14 protein-coding genes and 17 tRNA genes are annotated in these 16,215 nt (G+C 52.8%); 24 read left to right on the top strand and 7 right to left on the bottom strand.

Going from position 1 to position 16,215, the window contains the following annotated elements:
* The first annotated feature begins 390 nt into the window (after positions 1–390).
* From FFR93_RS06430 to FFR93_RS06370, 14 genes are all read left to right on the top strand, one after another.
* Positions 391–464, top strand: a tRNA-His gene (locus FFR93_RS06430).
* Positions 465–540: 76 nt separating this feature from the next.
* Positions 541–626 (top strand) — tRNA-Tyr (locus FFR93_RS06425).
* A gap of 25 nt (positions 627–651) precedes the next feature.
* Positions 652–730: transfer RNA gene (locus FFR93_RS06420), tRNA-Leu, on the top strand.
* Positions 731–808: 78 nt separating this feature from the next.
* Positions 809–894: transfer RNA gene (locus FFR93_RS40745), tRNA-Tyr, on the top strand.
* Positions 895–1,074: 180 nt separating this feature from the next.
* Positions 1,075–1,149, top strand: a tRNA-Pro gene (locus FFR93_RS06415).
* 120 nt (positions 1,150–1,269) lie between these two features.
* Positions 1,270–1,355 (top strand) — tRNA-Leu (locus FFR93_RS06410).
* 17 nt (positions 1,356–1,372) lie between these two features.
* Positions 1,373–1,450: transfer RNA gene (locus tag FFR93_RS06405), tRNA-Leu, on the top strand.
* A 39-nt stretch (positions 1,451–1,489) separates the two neighbouring features.
* Positions 1,490–1,576: transfer RNA gene (locus FFR93_RS06400), tRNA-Leu, on the top strand.
* Positions 1,577–1,619: 43 nt separating this feature from the next.
* Positions 1,620–1,696 (top strand) — tRNA-Pro (locus tag FFR93_RS06395).
* 60 nt (positions 1,697–1,756) lie between these two features.
* Positions 1,757–1,833: transfer RNA gene (locus tag FFR93_RS06390), tRNA-Pro, on the top strand.
* Between the two features lie 197 nt (positions 1,834–2,030).
* Positions 2,031–2,111: transfer RNA gene (locus FFR93_RS06385), tRNA-Leu, on the top strand.
* Between the two features lie 441 nt (positions 2,112–2,552).
* Positions 2,553–2,629: transfer RNA gene (locus FFR93_RS06380), tRNA-Pro, on the top strand.
* Positions 2,630–2,930: 301 nt separating this feature from the next.
* Entirely contained in the window at positions 2,931–3,638 is a 708-nt protein-coding gene (locus tag FFR93_RS06375; RefSeq protein ID WP_138392528.1) for a hypothetical protein, read from the top strand.
* Positions 3,629–3,703: transfer RNA gene (locus FFR93_RS06370), tRNA-His, on the top strand. The genes FFR93_RS06375 and FFR93_RS06370 overlap by 10 nt, the downstream gene beginning before the upstream one ends.
* Positions 3,704–3,713: 10 nt before the next feature.
* Here FFR93_RS06370 and FFR93_RS06365 read toward each other — a convergent pair.
* Positions 3,714–3,935, bottom strand: coding sequence for a hypothetical protein (locus FFR93_RS06365; RefSeq protein ID WP_138392527.1), 222 nt, complete (start codon positions 3,933–3,935; stop codon positions 3,714–3,716).
* A gap of 164 nt (positions 3,936–4,099) precedes the next feature.
* Between FFR93_RS06365 and FFR93_RS06360 the strand changes: the two genes are divergently transcribed.
* From FFR93_RS06360 to FFR93_RS06340, 5 genes are all read left to right on the top strand, one after another.
* Positions 4,100–4,176: transfer RNA gene (locus FFR93_RS06360), tRNA-Pro, on the top strand.
* Positions 4,177–4,213: 37 nt separating this feature from the next.
* Positions 4,214–4,298: transfer RNA gene (locus tag FFR93_RS06355), tRNA-Leu, on the top strand.
* A gap of 257 nt (positions 4,299–4,555) precedes the next feature.
* Positions 4,556–4,640, top strand: a tRNA-Leu gene (locus FFR93_RS06350).
* 157 nt (positions 4,641–4,797) lie between these two features.
* Positions 4,798–4,883 (top strand) — tRNA-Leu (locus FFR93_RS06345).
* Positions 4,884–5,013: 130 nt separating this feature from the next.
* Complete coding sequence (locus FFR93_RS06340; RefSeq protein ID WP_138392526.1) at positions 5,014–5,847, top strand: alpha/beta hydrolase; 834 nt, start codon at positions 5,014–5,016, stop codon at positions 5,845–5,847.
* A 19-nt stretch (positions 5,848–5,866) separates the two neighbouring features.
* Here FFR93_RS06340 and FFR93_RS06335 read toward each other — a convergent pair whose 3' ends face one another.
* A complete protein-coding gene (locus tag FFR93_RS06335; protein ID WP_138392525.1) occupies positions 5,867–6,901 on the bottom strand; it encodes a GGDEF domain-containing protein in 1,035 nt (344 codons plus the stop codon).
* A 73-nt stretch (positions 6,902–6,974) separates the two neighbouring features.
* Between FFR93_RS06335 and FFR93_RS06330 the strand changes: the two genes are divergently transcribed.
* Together FFR93_RS06330 and lpxC are read left to right on the top strand one after the other, a co-directional pair.
* Entirely contained in the window at positions 6,975–7,595 is a 621-nt protein-coding gene (locus FFR93_RS06330; protein ID WP_138392871.1) for an ATP phosphoribosyltransferase regulatory subunit, read from the top strand.
* Between the two features lie 33 nt (positions 7,596–7,628).
* Positions 7,629–8,516: a UDP-3-O-acyl-N-acetylglucosamine deacetylase gene (gene lpxC / locus FFR93_RS06325; RefSeq protein ID WP_171049117.1), complete on the top strand. Its 888-nt coding sequence runs from the start codon at positions 7,629–7,631 to the stop codon at positions 8,514–8,516.
* Here lpxC and FFR93_RS06320 read toward each other — a convergent pair.
* Positions 8,513–9,448 carry a hypothetical protein gene (locus FFR93_RS06320; protein WP_138392523.1) on the bottom strand — a complete coding sequence of 312 codons (936 nt, stop codon included), beginning with the start codon at positions 9,446–9,448 and terminating at the stop codon, positions 8,513–8,515. The genes lpxC and FFR93_RS06320 overlap by 4 nt on opposite strands.
* Before the next feature lie 71 nt (positions 9,449–9,519).
* On the opposite strand from FFR93_RS06320, the gene FFR93_RS06315 reads away from it, so the two are divergent.
* Positions 9,520–10,329 carry a hypothetical protein gene (locus FFR93_RS06315; RefSeq protein WP_138392522.1) on the top strand — a complete coding sequence of 270 codons (810 nt, stop codon included), beginning with the start codon at positions 9,520–9,522 and terminating at the stop codon, positions 10,327–10,329.
* Between the two features lie 10 nt (positions 10,330–10,339).
* Here FFR93_RS06315 and FFR93_RS06310 read toward each other — a convergent pair whose 3' ends face one another.
* The 4 genes from FFR93_RS06310 to FFR93_RS06295 all read right to left on the bottom strand — a co-directional run bounded on the left by FFR93_RS06310 (position 10,340) and on the right by FFR93_RS06295 (position 14,728).
* On the bottom strand, positions 10,340–11,008 hold the full coding sequence (locus FFR93_RS06310; RefSeq protein ID WP_138392521.1) for a hypothetical protein: 669 nt from the start codon (positions 11,006–11,008) through the stop codon (positions 10,340–10,342).
* Positions 11,005–13,182 (bottom strand): ATP-dependent Clp protease ATP-binding subunit, encoded by a 2,178-nt coding sequence (locus FFR93_RS06305; RefSeq protein ID WP_138392520.1) that lies wholly within the window; start codon positions 13,180–13,182, stop codon positions 11,005–11,007. The genes FFR93_RS06310 and FFR93_RS06305 overlap by 4 nt, the downstream gene beginning before the upstream one ends.
* A gap of 62 nt (positions 13,183–13,244) precedes the next feature.
* A complete protein-coding gene (locus tag FFR93_RS06300; protein WP_138392519.1) occupies positions 13,245–13,556 on the bottom strand; it encodes a hypothetical protein in 312 nt (103 codons plus the stop codon).
* The gene (locus FFR93_RS06295) at positions 13,526–14,728 is read right to left on the bottom strand and encodes a hypothetical protein (protein ID WP_138392518.1); all 1,203 of its coding nucleotides are present in this window, start codon (positions 14,726–14,728) and stop codon (positions 13,526–13,528) included. The genes FFR93_RS06300 and FFR93_RS06295 overlap by 31 nt, the downstream gene beginning before the upstream one ends.
* Positions 14,729–14,836: 108 nt before the next feature.
* On the opposite strand from FFR93_RS06295, the gene FFR93_RS06290 reads away from it, so the two are divergent.
* Both FFR93_RS06290 and FFR93_RS06285 read left to right on the top strand, forming a co-directional pair.
* Positions 14,837–15,394, top strand: coding sequence for a hypothetical protein (locus FFR93_RS06290; protein ID WP_138392517.1), 558 nt, complete (start codon positions 14,837–14,839; stop codon positions 15,392–15,394).
* Entirely contained in the window at positions 15,387–16,175 is a 789-nt protein-coding gene (locus tag FFR93_RS06285) for a hypothetical protein (protein ID WP_138392516.1), read from the top strand. Before FFR93_RS06290 ends, FFR93_RS06285 begins: the two co-directional genes overlap by 8 nt.
* Positions 16,176–16,215 lie beyond the last annotated feature (40 nt).

Raw genomic sequence — 16,215 nt, 5'->3', positions numbered from 1 at the left:
CAAGGTCGCAATGGCCACAACACGCAATGAGAGCAACGACAATGTCGACGATGAACGCAAACATGAGGGGCAATGCTGACAGCATCAGTGCTGTCTCGAATGCTGCTGCGTTGTATCTGCTCCCCTTACACCTCCTCCCGTATCCACATACGGGCGGTCAGCGGGCTGTTGTGGCTTCGATTTCAGGGTTAGAGGGAGTGATTTAGCCTCCTAAGCACCTGAAAAAGCTACAGAAAGGGACCCCGCTGACTGAAGTCGCGGGGTCCCTTTCTTTTTGCCTGAAATTTGAGCCGCCAGCAGGCGGGATACCCATCCGGGTATGGTTTTTGACATCGTTGGTTTTCGGAAGGAGTGGTCTTCTACCCATTTTAAATGGACCACTCCGATATGGTGGGCGTAGCTCAATGGTAGAGCAGCCGCTTGTGACGCGGCCTGCGCGGGTTCGAGCCCCGTCGTCCACCCCATTTTTTACTTGGATATAGTAAAATATCCCGTGAGTATAATTGCGTCGTTATACTTGCGCTATACTAGACGCGAATTGGGACGGTGCCAGAGTGGTCGAATGGAGCAGACTGTAAATCTGACGGCTAAAACCCGCGAAGGTTCGAATCCTTCCTGTCCCACCAAATTCCTGACAGCGGAGAGCTGTTTGCGGCGATGGCGAAAGTGGTAGACGCGCTGGGTTCAAAACTCGGTAAATTTGGGAGTTCGAGTCTCCTTCGCCGTACCAAATACGAATGGCTAGCAGCATCGGAGTGGCCACCGGGACGCGGGACGCGAAAGCGCCGAACGAGTCCAAGCTGCAAATGGGGGATGTTAGCCTCGGGTAGTGTGCAGACGCGCTGTAAACGCGTTCCTTTAAGGTAGCGGTTCGACTCCTGCCTTCCCCCACCATTTATGGAGTGTGTAGCGGAATTGATCATCCGTAGCGGGCCTGCCTATCCCGTGCAGGTCGTACAGCCTGCCCCTCTGGGCTCCGGTAAAAATCCGGTTGCACTCCACCAAATTCGTCTTGGGACAGGGACCTGCTGCCTTGATTGGCGCTGCCCGGTCCCCGGATGGAGAATAGAGTTTCTGGGTGTAGCTCAGCCTGTGTAGAGCGCCTGGCCTGGGACCAGGAGGACGGGGGTTCAAATCCCTCCACCTTGACATTTGTGAGAGCGCCGGTGGGTGATTGGTAAGCCTAACGTTGCGACGAGACAGACGGTCTCTTTAAGTTGCTCTGGCACGTCGGTTCGAATCCGGCACGGCGCTTTCACAAATCAGTTTGCGGGTATGTTGAAATTGGTAGACATCGCTGTGTCAGACGCAGCGGCCTTTGAGGCGTAGAGGTTCGAGCCCTCTTACCCGCACCACTAACCAAGAATTCCATGCGCTTGTGGCGGAATTCGGTATACGCACTGGTTTCAGGTACCAGGCATTGAGGGTTCGAATCCCTCCGAGCGCACCAGTTCTTGATCTCGGCGAAAGCCTTGAGGTCTTTGAGTTTGCGGACGTGGCGAAATTGGTAGACGCGCAACGTTGAGGTCGTTGTGGGAGAAGTCCCCTGGAAGTTCGAGTCTTCTCGTCCGCACCAATTGCATTAGGTTATCCTTATCTTATCAGGATAACAGGGAATTCGGAGTGTAGCGCAGCCTGGTAGCGCATATGGTTTGGGACCATAGGGCCGGGGGTTCAAATCCCTCTACTCCGACCATTACATGATTGATCACCCAAGGATCGATCAAAGTTCCGGCGAATTTCCTGGCCGGAAGATCGGAGCGTAGCGCAGTCAGGTAGCGTATCATCTCGGGAAGGTGAGGGTCGCAGGTTCAAGTCCTGCCGTTCCGACCATTTATTCAAGTTCAAAGGCTATGCCGGGCAAATTCTAGAAAAATCCCGGTAAGCTTGCGGCATCCGAGACCGGCCGGTTTCGATGTCGGAGACGTTCTTCGGTACAGGCGGCGGATCGTGGACGAGCCTGGAACACCCCAATCTGTTGGTTGGACATCTCCTGATGATCTCTCAGGGAGGTGTGGACGTCTGATTTTGCGCGCGTGGACAAACCTCTGGTAAAGTCGCCATGTTGAGAGCGTGGAGTTGTATGGGTTCGAATCCCATCGTGCGCACCAGTTTTTGAAATATGGGGGTGCTCGCCTATGAAGGTGCAGGCAGTCGCAAAAATGTATAGGTCGCGGCAGGAGTAAAATCCGGTCCACTAAATATCGGCAGCACACGGGTTGTGGATGCACTGAAACAGCCAGAGAGGGCCGAGTAAGGAAGCGCGTTTCCCAAGCATGTCGGTAGCCTCTGGTAATGCGGAGGTCGGTGACACCTTGGCGGTTCGAATCCGCTCACCTCCACCATTCGTTTGCAGCGCCCTAATTGTGCGCTTAGAGAAGGGGGTTCCGTTTCACTGACGGGACAGCCAAGGGGAGTAGTGACCCTTAGGCACCGCGCGAATTTTCATCGATGCTTTATGCGTTGATGGAACGACCGGAGCCGCGTCATAGGTCGTTAACAATGCTACGGCTGGGAGGGTGCAAGGCCCTCAACCAGAGAATTCAAGAATTCGGGGAGTAGCGCAGCCTGGTAGCGTACTCGTTTCGGTAACGAGGGGCCGTCGGTTCAAATCCGACCTTCCCGACCAGAATTTCGCATGGCGTGTTGGAAGTGGTAGACAACGTCGCGGACAAGCCTATGAGGGATGGGATACTTGTATCTCCTGGTTCATGGCAAAAACTGATGGGGCAGACGAACCAGACCGAGCTGTCTATAAGGGTTCGATCCCCTTCGTCATGCGAAACCTTTTATTGTGCGGGCATAGCTCAGTTGGTTAGAGCGCCGCCGAACGATTTGATCCAATCCGAGTTGATTGAAATCTTTGTGTCAGGCGTTTGATCCATCACTTTTTTCGGTTTAAGCTTTTGTAAAGTCGCCGAGAATTGAAAATGGCTTCCAATTTCGAAAGATTTAAAGAGCTAAGGGAAGAACGCCTAAATCCCAATCAAATAGCCAAGATCATAGGATTAAGCAGCGCGACCTGTTACAAGATGGAGCGTAAATTGGAGCGCGAGGTTGGCCCTGATCGGTATGCTCAAATCGATGTTGGTCAAGCAAACCGGGCTCGTGTTGTTCGACACCGAAAAACGAACGGTTCGGTGGTGAATTTGAAAGAGCGCGCCGAGTTTGAGCACGTCATTAGAGAATTGCGTGATCAGCTAAAACAAGCATTGTTGCAACCAGGCACTCCTATTGCGGAAATGTCGTCGACGGGTCGCGGAGCCCTTGCTGAACAACTCGTTCGTTATCGCTTTCAGAGGCATGGCTTGGAAGTTCTCTTGCCGACCTTGCCTACTACTGGCACGGACATAGCCGTAGTTGGCCCAAGTGGTAAAGTCTTCAGAGTTGAAGTTAAGTCGGCCATCGCTCCCTCGCCGGGACTTCGGGTTGCGCGGACACTGGCCCGTAAAAACCGAACTGGCCCTGTTCGCGGTTTCTACGACGAAGGGTCGGTCGATTTCTTCGCGTTAGTCGATTTACTCAATGAAAATGTTTTCATTTTGCCAGGGTCGCAAATTACCAAGCCCAGGACGTTTGTCTTAAATCCTGGTTCCGAAGTCTGGGAATATAAAGATAGATATGACTTGCTGGCGTAGTTCAGTGGAAGAACGCGGGTTTGTGGAGCCCGATGTCGTTGGTTCAATTCCAACCGCCAGTGCCATTTTTTTTGGCTATGCCGGAACTTCCGGAATAGGTCCGCCACACATTTCGGCGACCTTCTTCTGCTTCAGCCACTGCATCGCCAGTTCGACGCGGTAGCCAATCCAAAGGAGTTCTTCCTCGCACCATGGTTCGCCGTCTTCAGGCGGCCTTGGCGGGCAAGGCATTCCAAGTTTCCGCATTCGTTTTCCGGCAAGGAAAATACGGGTGTTGTTGCTGACGATGTTCGTCACGGGGCAGCCCTCGGTTTTCACGTTAGGAATTTACGATGCCTTGAATAACACCTCTTCGGTCGGTTTTCCACAGGCGCGACGCGTATTAAAAGGAATTCCTTCGAAATTCGTCAACTTTTTTGCTTGCAATAAGGAATACGATGATCTAACTTAATTTTCACGGACGGAGTGTAGCGCAGTCTGGTAGCGCATCTGGTTTGGGACCAGAGGGTCGGGAGTTCGAATCTCTCCACTCCGACCATTTCATTCAATGTTTGCAGGCACTTGCCTGTTCAGATGCGGGTATGGCGAAATTGGTAGACGCACTAGATTTAGGTTCTAGCGCCGCAAGGCTTGGGGGTTCGAGGCCCTCTACCCGCACCAGAACTCCTTTTGAGGCGACTGTTTCCCATGGAGAAAACCTGGATGTCTCGCCTCTGGAAAACGAACTTCTTACTGACATCGCGCCCTCTGGTGTTTTTCAGCACCAGAAGGATGTTATTCGTGTGGTTCAAGCGACGACACCTTCCCTTTCTTTTGGGCTGGAGGGCGAGCTGGCCGCTACGAATGTTTCCTTGAATACACACTTGCCGGACAACTACATCCTGTCGTCCTGCATTCTCAGTTTTGGTTCATAACACGCGGACGTGGCGAAATCGGTAGACGCCCGAGACTTAAAATCTTGTGCCTAATGGCGTACCGGTTCGAGTCCGGTCGTCCGCACCAACCCTTTGAACCTATTGATTAGTCGATAGGCGCATGATAGAAAAGAATACCTGAGGTTCAGAGGTTGAGCGATCTCCTTTGTACTAATGCACGACAAAAGCAGAGCTGTTGGGAATTCCCGTTTCCTCCTGGAAACAAGGTTCTGGCCTCAAAGTATGCCCCGTTGGCGAAATTGGTAGACGCGCCGCACTCAAAATGCGGTTCCTAACGGAGTTGCTGGTTCGAGTCCGGCACGGGGTACCACTCTATCCCCTTGATAATAATGTGCTTTTCAATCGATAAAAAGAAGAAGGCTTCTTACCGCTTTCTCTGTCAACTTTGTGCCATCGGTTCTTCGGTATAAAATCCGTCGAGAACAAACAGGCAGGCACAGATGGCTATCCCGAAAATCCTGGCGACTCCTTTCGTTACCCTTCTCATCGTTTATCTCGTCATCTGCGCCTCCATGTGGCTGTACCAGCGGAATATGATTTATATACCGGATGTCGGTGCTCGTCCGCCGTCATCCTATGGTTTGCTGAGCGTCGAGAAAATTGTCCTGGATACGCCGGACGGAGAAAAGCTCGAAGCCTGGAGCTGGAAGGGTAACCCCGACAAGCCAGTCATAGCCTTCTTCCATGGGAATGCCGGTAATCTGTCACACCGGGCGATCACATTCCGGATGTTTAAGGCACTCGGTCTTGGTTTTGTCGCACTCGATTACCGAGGCTTTGGAAACAGCACTGGCAAACCGAGCGAAGCTGCTCTGTACCGAGATGCAGAGCAGGTTCTGGCCTATATGAACGAGAAATTCGGCGTCGAAGATTGGAAAATCGTACTCTATGGTGAATCTCTTGGAAGCGGGATCGTAACGGAGATGGCGACACGCCGCCCCTTTGCCGGGGTGGTCTTGCAATCACCTTACACATCGGTGGCAGCCGCTGCCAAACGCCGTTTCTTCTGGTTGCCTGTCGATCTTCTACTGACCGAGAGATTCTCGAACATTGACCGAATTGGTCGTATCAATGCTCCCCTCCTGGTGATCCACGGCCGCGATGACGAACTGTTCCCTGTCGATATGGCTGAGACGCTTGTGGAGAACGCACGTTCTCCCAAGACCGGCATCTATCTGGCCGACACCGGACACAATGATCTCGATATCCGAGATATCGCGGATCATCTGAGCACGTTCATCGCCGCACTGCCTGATGCGCAAGCGGGGCGTTGAGAGGCGGCGAGGAGATCGCTTAGCGGTACATCTTCAGCGCGCCACCCGTCGTCTGGTCCGGCGTGAAAGCTGCGTAGCTCCATTGCGTTGCACGGTTACGTCCGTTGTTCTTGGAAGCGTACAGCGCCTGGTCAGCCTTGCTGATGAGGTCCATTGCATTTTCCGCATCGGCTGCCATGCAACTACCCACTGAGATAGTGATACCCTTGAACGGTCTGTTGCCGCTCTGGATTGACATTTTCTCGATAGTAGCGCGCAGACGGTTGCAGATCATTTCCACGTTCGGGGCATTAACACCACTCAAAATGATTGCGAATTCTTCACCGCCATAGCGTGCGATGTACGAATCTCGAACGTTCAGCTTTATCGCATCTGCAACGAGTTGAAGAATTCGGTCGCCAAATGGATGCCCGTAGGTGTCATTCACGGCCTTGAAATGATCGATATCGAACAGGATCAGCGAGTATTTGCTGCTTTCGTTCTTCTCGTAAATGGCGTGAATCGCTTCATCGAACGCAGCTCTGTTTTTCAACTTCGTGAGCTTGTCCGTATAGGCTTTGTTTTTCCAGTCAGCGATTTCCTGCTGCGCGACTTCGAGAGCTATCTTGTGGTTGTCGAGGCGCTTCCCGGAGTTGATGAGGTCTTCTTGCGTAAGTCCTGCTGTACGGAGGAGCACGGTCAGCGCGGAAATCGCATTTTCTTTGTTCAGGTCGACCTTGGCACCTTCAACGGCTGCAGCGAACGTGCTGAGGTTGTCGGACTGGCTCTTGACTTCCTTCTGAAGGGATTCGACTTGCTTGCCCATGCGGTTGCCAGCCTTCTGAACCACAGACGCGCCAGTGCGCTCTGGAAAGAACTGGTCGGCAACTTCATCGATATCTGACTGGCTTGGGTTTTGCCCGAGCAGCATTACCTTCTTCTTCAGGTCTGGGTAGTTCCCTGAGAAGGCACTGTAGTACAGCTCATAATTTCTCGGCAGCGTGGCGATGCCATTCTTCACCATGTTGTGGATCACGACGAGGCCGAGATCATTGTTATTTCGCTTGTTACTCATAACCCATCCCGAAAACCGGTGCTTGTCTCTTCTCAAGTTTCAACATTTTCGCCCTATATAGAGGTCCAACGTGATGTTGCGAGGAACAAGAGTAATAAAATTTGAAGATGCTAATCTTTTTGTAAATGTCGTCGATCAGCTGCGCAAGCTTTCCCGCGAAAGCGGTTTTCGCGAAGTCATATTTCCTTCGATCTGGGAAAAGTCGACTTTTATCCAAAAGCTTGGCATTGAGAAGGAAAGTCAGATGTGGACTTTCCAGGATAAGGCCGGGAGGGATTGCTGTCTTGTGCCGGAAATTACCGGTGTCGCCCAAGAACTTTGGCGAACAGAGTGGAGTAAGCAATTCAGAAGTCCTTTGCCGATCTTTTACGTTCAACGCTGCTACCGGTATGAGCGCCCTCAGGCCGGGAGATATCGTGAGTTCAATCAGTTCGGCGTAGAGATACTTGGTGATGTGAGCGATACTGCCATGTCAGATGTCAAGGAATTCTTAAAATTATGCATCGAAAGCTTTGGAATTGAATATCGCTTCCAGGACACGGTAAAGCGTGGGTTATCTTATTATCTTGATGACGGGTTCGAAATCGAAGTCGAATCCTTAGGCGCGCAGAAGCAGATTGCAGGCGGTGGTCGATATGCAGAGGGTGTCGGGTTCGCCATCGGACTGGAGCGGATGATTATGTCGATGAGTTAGAATTAGTTATTTCCGTTCGCGTTAAGGATATGGGTGAATTATTATGACGAAGGAATTCACCCAATGGTCTTTTCACGACAGCGGACTTTCCGTCAACCTGTTCAGGTTTTCGGCGTAGGACTTCATTCCGGCATTGAATGCAGCGTTTCATTGAAACCGGCTGCTGTATCGACAGGTATTCTTGTCCAGATCGATGGCGGAATGCTGATGCCAATCGACCGTGTACATGTCATCAAGACACTCCGCTGCACGCGCCTGTCGGACATCGAGGGCAATAGCGTGGATACGCCAGAGCACCTGCTGGCTGCCCTGGCTCTGGCAGGTGTCGATAATTGCATAATTGAGTTCAATTCGGCCGAGGTCCCGATACTCGACGGTTGCGCCTCGGCATGGCTGCAGCATTTTGCTCAAGCCGGAATTGTCGATTACACCGCGCCCGCGCAGATGTTTGAAGTTACCGAAAGCTTTAGCTTCAACGAAGGCGGTTCCTCTTACATCGTGACCCCCGGCCATGCCCGTATCATCGTTGACATCGAGTTCGATCACCCGATGATTGGTCGGCAAATTGTAGATGTAACCGGCGGCCAGTTCTTAAGCCTGGCGTCAAGTCGCACGTTTGTACTGGAGAAGGATGTTTCCAGACTTCAAGCGGCTGGCCTCGCCTTGGGTGGGTCTTTGGATAGCGCTATTGTCATCGGGGACACCGACGTTTTAAATCCAGGTGGCTTCCGTTTCGACGACGAGTGTGCCCGCCACAAGGCGCTCGACCTTATTGGCGATATGTATGTGCTTGGGCACCGGATCATTGGGGCTATTCACGCCTCGCGGCCGAGTCATTCTGCCAACGCGTCGTTCGTTGCGGCGCTGAAAGCAAGTGGTGTTCTGCGCATGGATGTCCCCGTTATGTCAGAAGCCGCTTAAGGAGTGTCGTAGCGCTTCTCTTGATCGAAAAGCTGGCGGGAGACGATCTTTTTGATCGCTTCAACATACAATGCGTCAGGCCCTTCGACGCTCTTTCTATTCATGTTCATCACCCATGCGGAGATTGTCGACAGGCTATCGATGTCGAGGGCAATCTTGTTCTGTTCGGAGGTGTTGATCTTTAGTACAATTTCTCTGGTAGGATTTGACGCATAGGCAAGAGGAATGGGTTGCCCCTCATGCGTAATTTGTAATTCTGGCACCAATGCAACATGGTTCCAGCGTTGGGCCGACATATCTCGGTCAAGGGCTGTGACGATGTCTGAGGTGAGCCTTGCAGCGTTTTCTGAGCCCTTCTTCCTAATCTTTAGAATTTCCTTCATGACCGGCAGGCAGGCCTCGACATAGAGCTTGATTGTCGCGCTGTCTTCCTCTTTCACCTCCGTAAAGGAACGGCCGAAGATATCCTTTGAATTACTCAGCAGCCAGACCGGGTCGCGTCGCCATTTGATCAGGTCTCCACAATAGGGGAGCCTGAACCCTGCAGGCCAGCGATCTTTTACCATTTCCGCAACTTGTGTTGATTTGTTCGAGATCGCAAGGAATTTCCTTACACTGTCCTCACCCAGAGCCAACCTCCAGTTCGTATAAAACACTCGTGTCGCAACCGTGTATTCGACAGGTTTGTTATCGCATGCCTTCGCATTTCCCTTCAAATTTTCGATGTCGGTGACGGTCCATCGTTCAGGATGTTTCCCGAAAATATCCATCGAGAAAGTGAGGAGTGCGCGTGCCGTTTTTGTGGCGTTGTAGTGAGCGAGGATCGCGCAATTGTCTTTTGCCGCTGGCTCTCCAGCTGCCATTGCGTTCCCGCCAGCTAGCAATGTGGCCACCATGCCAAGTGCTAATGCAAATTTTGCTCTTGCGGTCATCTCGCCCATCCTTGTTACAATTACATACTGATTGTCCTCTGTTATCGGCGCAAACGTTTGAAGGATTTCTCATGCTGGATGCTGCATTGAAAGTGGTCGAGGCCGCCCGCGCACTAGGTCTCATCGAACAAGGCGGGATCACGCGTAGCCCCCTCGACAGACACACTCTGGCCCTCAATCTCTCTGCGCTTCGAGCTTCAATCGAGACCTTCGATCACGATACGGCGGCGGGTTTCAATACGCCGGAATACCTGGCAAAGCCGAATTTCGCGACGCCTCCCCAGTTGGATGATGAAGGCAGCCAGGAGATGAACATCAACCTGACGCCTGACTTCCTTCCTGGTCCTGAAGCTGCAATGCGTCGCGAGGTGTTGAAAAATGATCCTGAGCAAAAGCTCTCCGCAGAGCTTACCAACATACTGAACAACAAGCCTGCGGTAACCGCTCTCACTTCACCTGTGATCATCCCGGGTATGCGCCGGGACTCAAAGCCGGGCCTCAATGCCGATTACTCCGATCTCGACGACACCTTGCTATTCGATAACGATGAGAGTGTTGGCGATTTCATGCTCGCTATTGACCGCATAGAAGACAAGATGGGTTACGCGATCCAGAAGAATGGATGGAACCCTAGACTGAAGAGCCTGGCTCATGCTGTGATGGAAATGCGTAAGCGTTTGATCCTTGAAGTCCGCCAGGACGGCGCTCTGATCACGATCCCAGCCCATGTCTTCAGCGGTCTTACATCAACAATTGCAGACGCCGTGCTCGACGCTGATATGAAGATGCTCGTACCCCAATTGAAGCTGAGCAAGGACCAGACCCGCGAAAAAGAGCTGGAATACGTCCGAACGCCAAAGCCTCCAGGCTATTTCGGCTGAGGACCAAGGACTAATAGAATGCGATGCAGCCGCTTCCGAGGATAGCGGCATCTTTGCAGATGGCATCGGCGTTTTCGTCGGCGATATTTTCAACGGACAACATCGTGATGTCCGCCACGTTTGTCAGCGTTGGCGTGAGGTTTTTGAGCGACGGCCCCTGTTTCTGCATGGCTTTCCAATGACTGATAACGTCACTCGTCGAGACAGAACGATAAATGCCGATGGTAAGGTTCAGGAGCTTTTGCTGTTCGATCTTTGTCGACGGAGGGATCGCCCCGGTTTCCTGCCTGAATTTCTGCATGGCGTCTGTCAAATCAATCGGCATCGATGGCGCTGGCTGGCCGGAACTGATCATCGCAAGCGCGGTCGCGAGATCGTTCGACGGGGTATTGTCACTCGTTCCACCAGCAACCTTCCCAGACGAGATGGCATCGACACCCGGCGTCACCGCTCCAATGGATTCAAACGATGGCCCGTCCTGGAGGAATATACAAAGGGCGTCCGGGTTCTTCGCATAAACGAACATGCGTTCTTCCTGTCCCGCATTCGCAGGAAGCTCTTCCTTATAGACGATCCTGCCGTTCTGGGTGCAGGTGACACGCAGAACGTCCTTTGCCTCAGCGCCAGTTGCAATGACCCCGGAGAGTGCGAGTCCCAACAGAAGGAGCCTTGAAATCATCGTGCAGTCTCCAATTCAAGTACAGATGATGACCCTGGCTCTATTGCTTGTGACAGGAGTTTATTCTTAACTCTCGCTTGGAATTCCTGCCGCAGTTTCGTGATCTTTTGATCGGCGGATGAAGCGGCTTTGAGGATGAATTCCTTAAGCTCAATAGCAAGTACGAACTCTCGTCCTGACTTCCGCATTTTTGTTTGCAGGTTTTGCGTCATCGTATCGAGCAATTCCGCGAGTTCATTGATACCAGGCTGACCAAGCGCCACGTGGCAGTCAACGAGTTCTTCGAGATCGGCCCGCATCGATGTTTCGTCTTCGCCTTCGCTTAAGCTCCGAAAACCTATATGGCTCGTTGTTTCCGTGTCCTTGAGGAATACGACATAAACTTCACTTGCCGACACCGGCTTTTTCGCGGAATCCGTGATAAGACCGCTGGCGATCATCGCGATGACGGTCTCCTGAACGTCTGGATGAGCAAGTTCAAAGTTCTTTACAGCAAGCGTTGTGCGTGGATTGCGTCGTATCGCTTCAGTGAGTTGCCCGCCTTTCGCGTGATCCTGGTATCCTGGCATCGTTCCAAGCAATCGCCATATCGCGCTTTCGTGTTGGTGCTGTTGACCATCCAACTCCAGCAGCCGTGATCCCGTAGCTTCCGCCAGGCATTTGACGAAGTAGTTCTTTCCAACACCCTCGGGCCCTGAGAGCGTCAGCACGCCTTTGACCTCACCATTTACGAGGCGCAGATCGACAGCTCTCATGAAGCGTTCAAGCTCTTCCAATGCGGGCACCTGGCCCACGATTTTCTTGCGAAGCGATTGTGTGGCTTCTTCAGGATTGAACGGCGAAGCTCCGGCACCGGCCATGTCATGAATAACCACGTCAATGGACTTCCTGGAGACGCTCGGTAGGCCTGAGGCAACCGCCACCGCTCCAGCTTCGTCGATAAGGTCGATAGCCTTGTCCGGAAGCGCCTGGCGTGGAATGTGCCGGATGGCCATATCGACGGCGTGTTCGGCTATATCGGGGCTGAATGCCACTCCATGATGCTCCTCGTACTGCGGCAACAGTCCTTGGATGATCTTGATGGCGGTATCGCGATCTGGTTCGTTCACCATTACCGGCTGGAACCGCCGCGCCATCGCCGCGTCCTTTTCGAAATGCTGGAGATATTCCGAGTGCGTGGTTGCGCCGATTGCAGTGAGTTCGCCGTTGGCAAGGGCTGGTTTGAACAGATCGCTGCAGCCATCCAGCAGTCTGCCGGTCAGGAGATGAATCTCGTCTATGAACAGGATGACGTTGCCCAGGCTTTTCACCTCAGCCAGCACTTTCTTCAGTCGCTCTTCCAGATCGCCGCGAAACTTGGTCCCGCCGACAAGCGCCCCGAGATCAAGTGACAGAATGATCTTGTCTTTCAGATTTGCCGGAACCAGTCCCGCAACAATGAGCCTTGCGAGTTCTTCTGCCACTGCCGTTTTGCCGACACCAGGTTCCCCGAGCAGGATCGGATTGTTTTTCTTCCGGCGCGACAGAATACGTATGGTCCGGCCAATTTCCTGTTCCCGGCCGATGACCGGATCGGTGCGCCCAGCACGCGCCTTCTCTATTAGATTTTCGCAAAATTCCTGCAATGTCGGGCAATTGGCGGGCACTACCCCGGTCTGTATCCGGGCCAATTTCTCTTTGACCTCGGCGTTGATCGTGGCATCCACTTTTTCCAGAGGCGGTGCAATCTGATCGCCAATAAAATTGGTGTAGGAGATGTGCTCGTAGAGATCAGTCCCGTTCAGTCCGTGTTTTTCCATGATTTGGGTGATGTGATAATGACCGTCACCGGGACGGCCATCCGTCAGGCCAGCGAGCAGGTATAGTGGAGAGAAATCCTTCTTAAGGTTCCGTGCGAGACCTGCCCCCATTTTGTAAACGAACAGGGTCGCTGGTGACATCGCAAATCGTTCATTTGGTGATACGACGTTTTGTTTCTCCAGCGTGTCCAAAAGTGCGCAGATTTCTTCGCAGATCGCTTGACCCGAAATTCGGTTTTTCTTCAAGAAGTTCTGTACTTCATTCGTCTGAAGCGTTGCCAGTGCTATTATAGAGACGTCGATGTACGAAAGCCCTGAGTGGCAGGCGTAAGTGGCAGCGCTGTCTAGAATTTCATTGACGGATTCGGTACCCATCACGCATCCCCAAGGATATCCTTGCCAAAAAGGTATCCCTGGTGTTTATGTGCGTCAACAGATTAGTCTTGATTTTCTTGCTTCAGATCAGTGGTTGCCGCAGGCTTCGCCGCCTCCGTAATGCGGAATTCCTTCATCTCGCGCTTGCCGATTTTGCCGTCGAGTTCTTTTTCCTTCGCATACTCCTCATCGCGGACTGCTTCCAGCTCACGGAAACCGCCCTTCGCCTGGAATTTGCGCACTTCTTCGATCAGGATTTGCCCTGGACGATTTTCAGTGATGTCTTCTCGTCCCAGTTCAAAAACAGCCTGAGGTTCTCTCGTCAGGCTCGCCAAATCCAGGCCTATGACGTTTGCCGTTGCTTCTTGTCCCATTCTTCAAGCTCCCTTGCGGCCAATGACTTGCTCGGCCGGTTAAAACTGGACAGCGATTGTCTATGAAACTCGCTGAAACTTATGTCGCTGACGATGGCGATGAACTTTGCACGAAGCAAACGGCCTTCCGCATCCTTTTCGACTTCGACCAGCACTGCTTCCCTGCAGCTTTTCAGATGATCCCTGGCTGCAGGGGGCACGCCCGCAACGGTGCCGTAGTTCACCCCGCTTTGCTTGAACGAAATTTCTCGGGAACTGACTTGAACAAATATCCGCGCGTCGACTGCCAGGCCAACACTCGGCACCGCGATGAAGGTCCGTCCATCATGGGCCAAAATGACGTCAGCATGGTCGATATGGGTGGCTTTCGCGGCAGGTTCGCCTGGCTCTTCCTTGTCTTTGGCCTGACTGGGCTTCTTTGCCGTGATGGGTGACTTGACCTCCCTGCCCGATGTCTTTGCCGGTTGAGCAGGCAATTGGCCGGTCATCAGCTCTTTTGAGACTTCTTTCGGCAGGGATCGCGTTGCATATTCGCGAAGACGTGAGATTTCCTCTTCCGATGTGTCGGCTCGTGATTTTTTATCTTCTGCCAGCAGGGCGGAGACGCAATTCTCTATCCGCGCTTCTGCGGACGGAATGTGCCCGCTTACCGTTTTCCAGGAGAGCCCGGGTAGCGGTGGTTCAAGAAGAGACAATGTTATCGCTCGACCAAATTTGCTTCGCTTTGTGAGCGTTCGCCAAACCTTTTCTCGCATTTCCCAGTTCTGCTCGGAAATGTTCTCAGGCCTTTTCATATCCTCGGACCAACCCCAGAACTCGACAGCGCGTTTGCGTTTCCAGGCCGCCTGATAGGCCGCATCGCCATGGTCAAAAATTGCAAGCACGGCACCGCTCAGGAACATGAAATCGATGCGGCAATTGTAGGTATGATGTCGGAAATCCGCGCTCGCCAAGTCGTCGTTGAGCTTACGGCACGCGTCCTTGATGTAGTCCTTGGACTTTGGCTTGATCCCCAGTGCCGCGAGATCGGCTGTAAATGTCGCCTCACGGGCAACATCGGCAGTCCATTTTGACGCCAGCACACGGGTCGCGTCCCCTCGGAAATCGTCCATAAATCCGGACAAATCGGCGAGGGTCGCAAGTTTCAGTCTAAATCCGCGAATTGTTTTCATAATCGTCTCCGTCAATCGATTAGAAATCGGGGCCGATTTGGCATCAAGTGGAATTGACCGTAAGGAATTCTCCGGGCGATAATTTTGCAAGAATCTTGAGGCAATTTGATGAGACAATCTTTTTCCGGTGTTCTCGATATTTACCGGTTCGTACTGGCCGCTTCTCGTGCCGATGCGGAGGATCGCGATAGTCTGGAAATCGCTGAACAGGTTTTCCTTGCTGCGAACAGTTCTGCCCTTGTCGATATTGCGTCTCACTTTGCGCAGTTCAAAAGCTTTCTAGCCGCGATTGATGGCAAAACGTCTCATGAAGGTGCCACTCATATCGTGCGTTTCAGCCGGTCCTCGATTGTCGAGAAGTTCAGAGACGCGGTCGATCATGACCCAGCCTTTCCCCTGTTTGACTTCGCCAACGATAAAATCGAGAGCCGTTTCCGGCTTGCCGAAATCGATACTTACCTTGCCCGGTCGCTGATCGCCTCAGCGATTGACCATTCGGCCGAGGCGGTGTGGCAGTTCCTTTCAGAGTTGTCCCCGGGACAACCTCCGCAAGGCAGCATCCATATTTTCCTCAATTGCAAGGAATGGGATGGTTTCGGCGAAACGTTCCCTCTTTTCAAGGTAGGTGACCTTATAAATATCACTGCGGAGGCCAAAAATGTCTAAGGTCTGCGTAATCTATCCAACGGAAAGCCTAGTTGATGAGTTCGGCTCCTTTTTTGAGGGTAAGGTCGGAGTCTGCATCATTGATGGTGAGCACGCCACAACGTCAATCGTTCACCGCAGCGAGCTTCGTTCCGTCACCTCAGGCCTCGCCTGCGTTCCCTCCCAAGGAGGCCGTATCCATCTCCTGCCTCTCGACGATGAGCTGGAAGCATATCGCAGAATCCGTCAGGAAGCGGCCAACCTCGCCTTTGTCTCTCGCCCGGCACTACCGCTTGGCTTCTACAAGCCGCAGGCCCTGTGGTTTGGCATGTTTGCTCTTTCCATCGAAGTGGGAAGCATGCGCATCAGGGTCGGCCACGGGCTTGCCACCGCGCTTGGATGGAGAGAGGGTGACGGCGTAGCTCTCGGGATATCGTCCGATCAACGAACGCTTGCGTTTTGTTATGACGCTGCCGGGAGCCGCCTTACCGGTGGCGATCTGATCGCCTCATATCCTTTGGGTGTTGGCTTACCTCGCGAACTGGAAACGTTGTCGCCCGGGGAATGGGTGCCGGTTGCGATTGAGGTGCGTGATCAGATTGTGTTTGTTCGGCTTGAAGATTTCATTTCAGGTGCCCGGAAAGAAGAGGCATCAGACAATCCGATGCTCAATACACCTGATCGCACTGCTTCCGACGGTGACGTCTCAAACCAGCCGAGGCCCGTGCTTGCTGCTCTCTACTGGTGTCTAGGCGGGTTGAATAAGCTGCGAGCGCTTACCCGGTTCTTCAGGGCCGGGTAAGCGAGCCCTTTCTTTCCGATCTTTGTTCTGGTAATGTTCC

Source organism: Rhizobium sp. MHM7A (assembly GCF_005862215.1).
GTDB classification, from domain to species: Bacteria; Pseudomonadota; Alphaproteobacteria; order Rhizobiales; family Rhizobiaceae; genus Rhizobium; species Rhizobium bangladeshense.
This window is presented reverse-complemented; position numbering and strand designations above follow the sequence as displayed.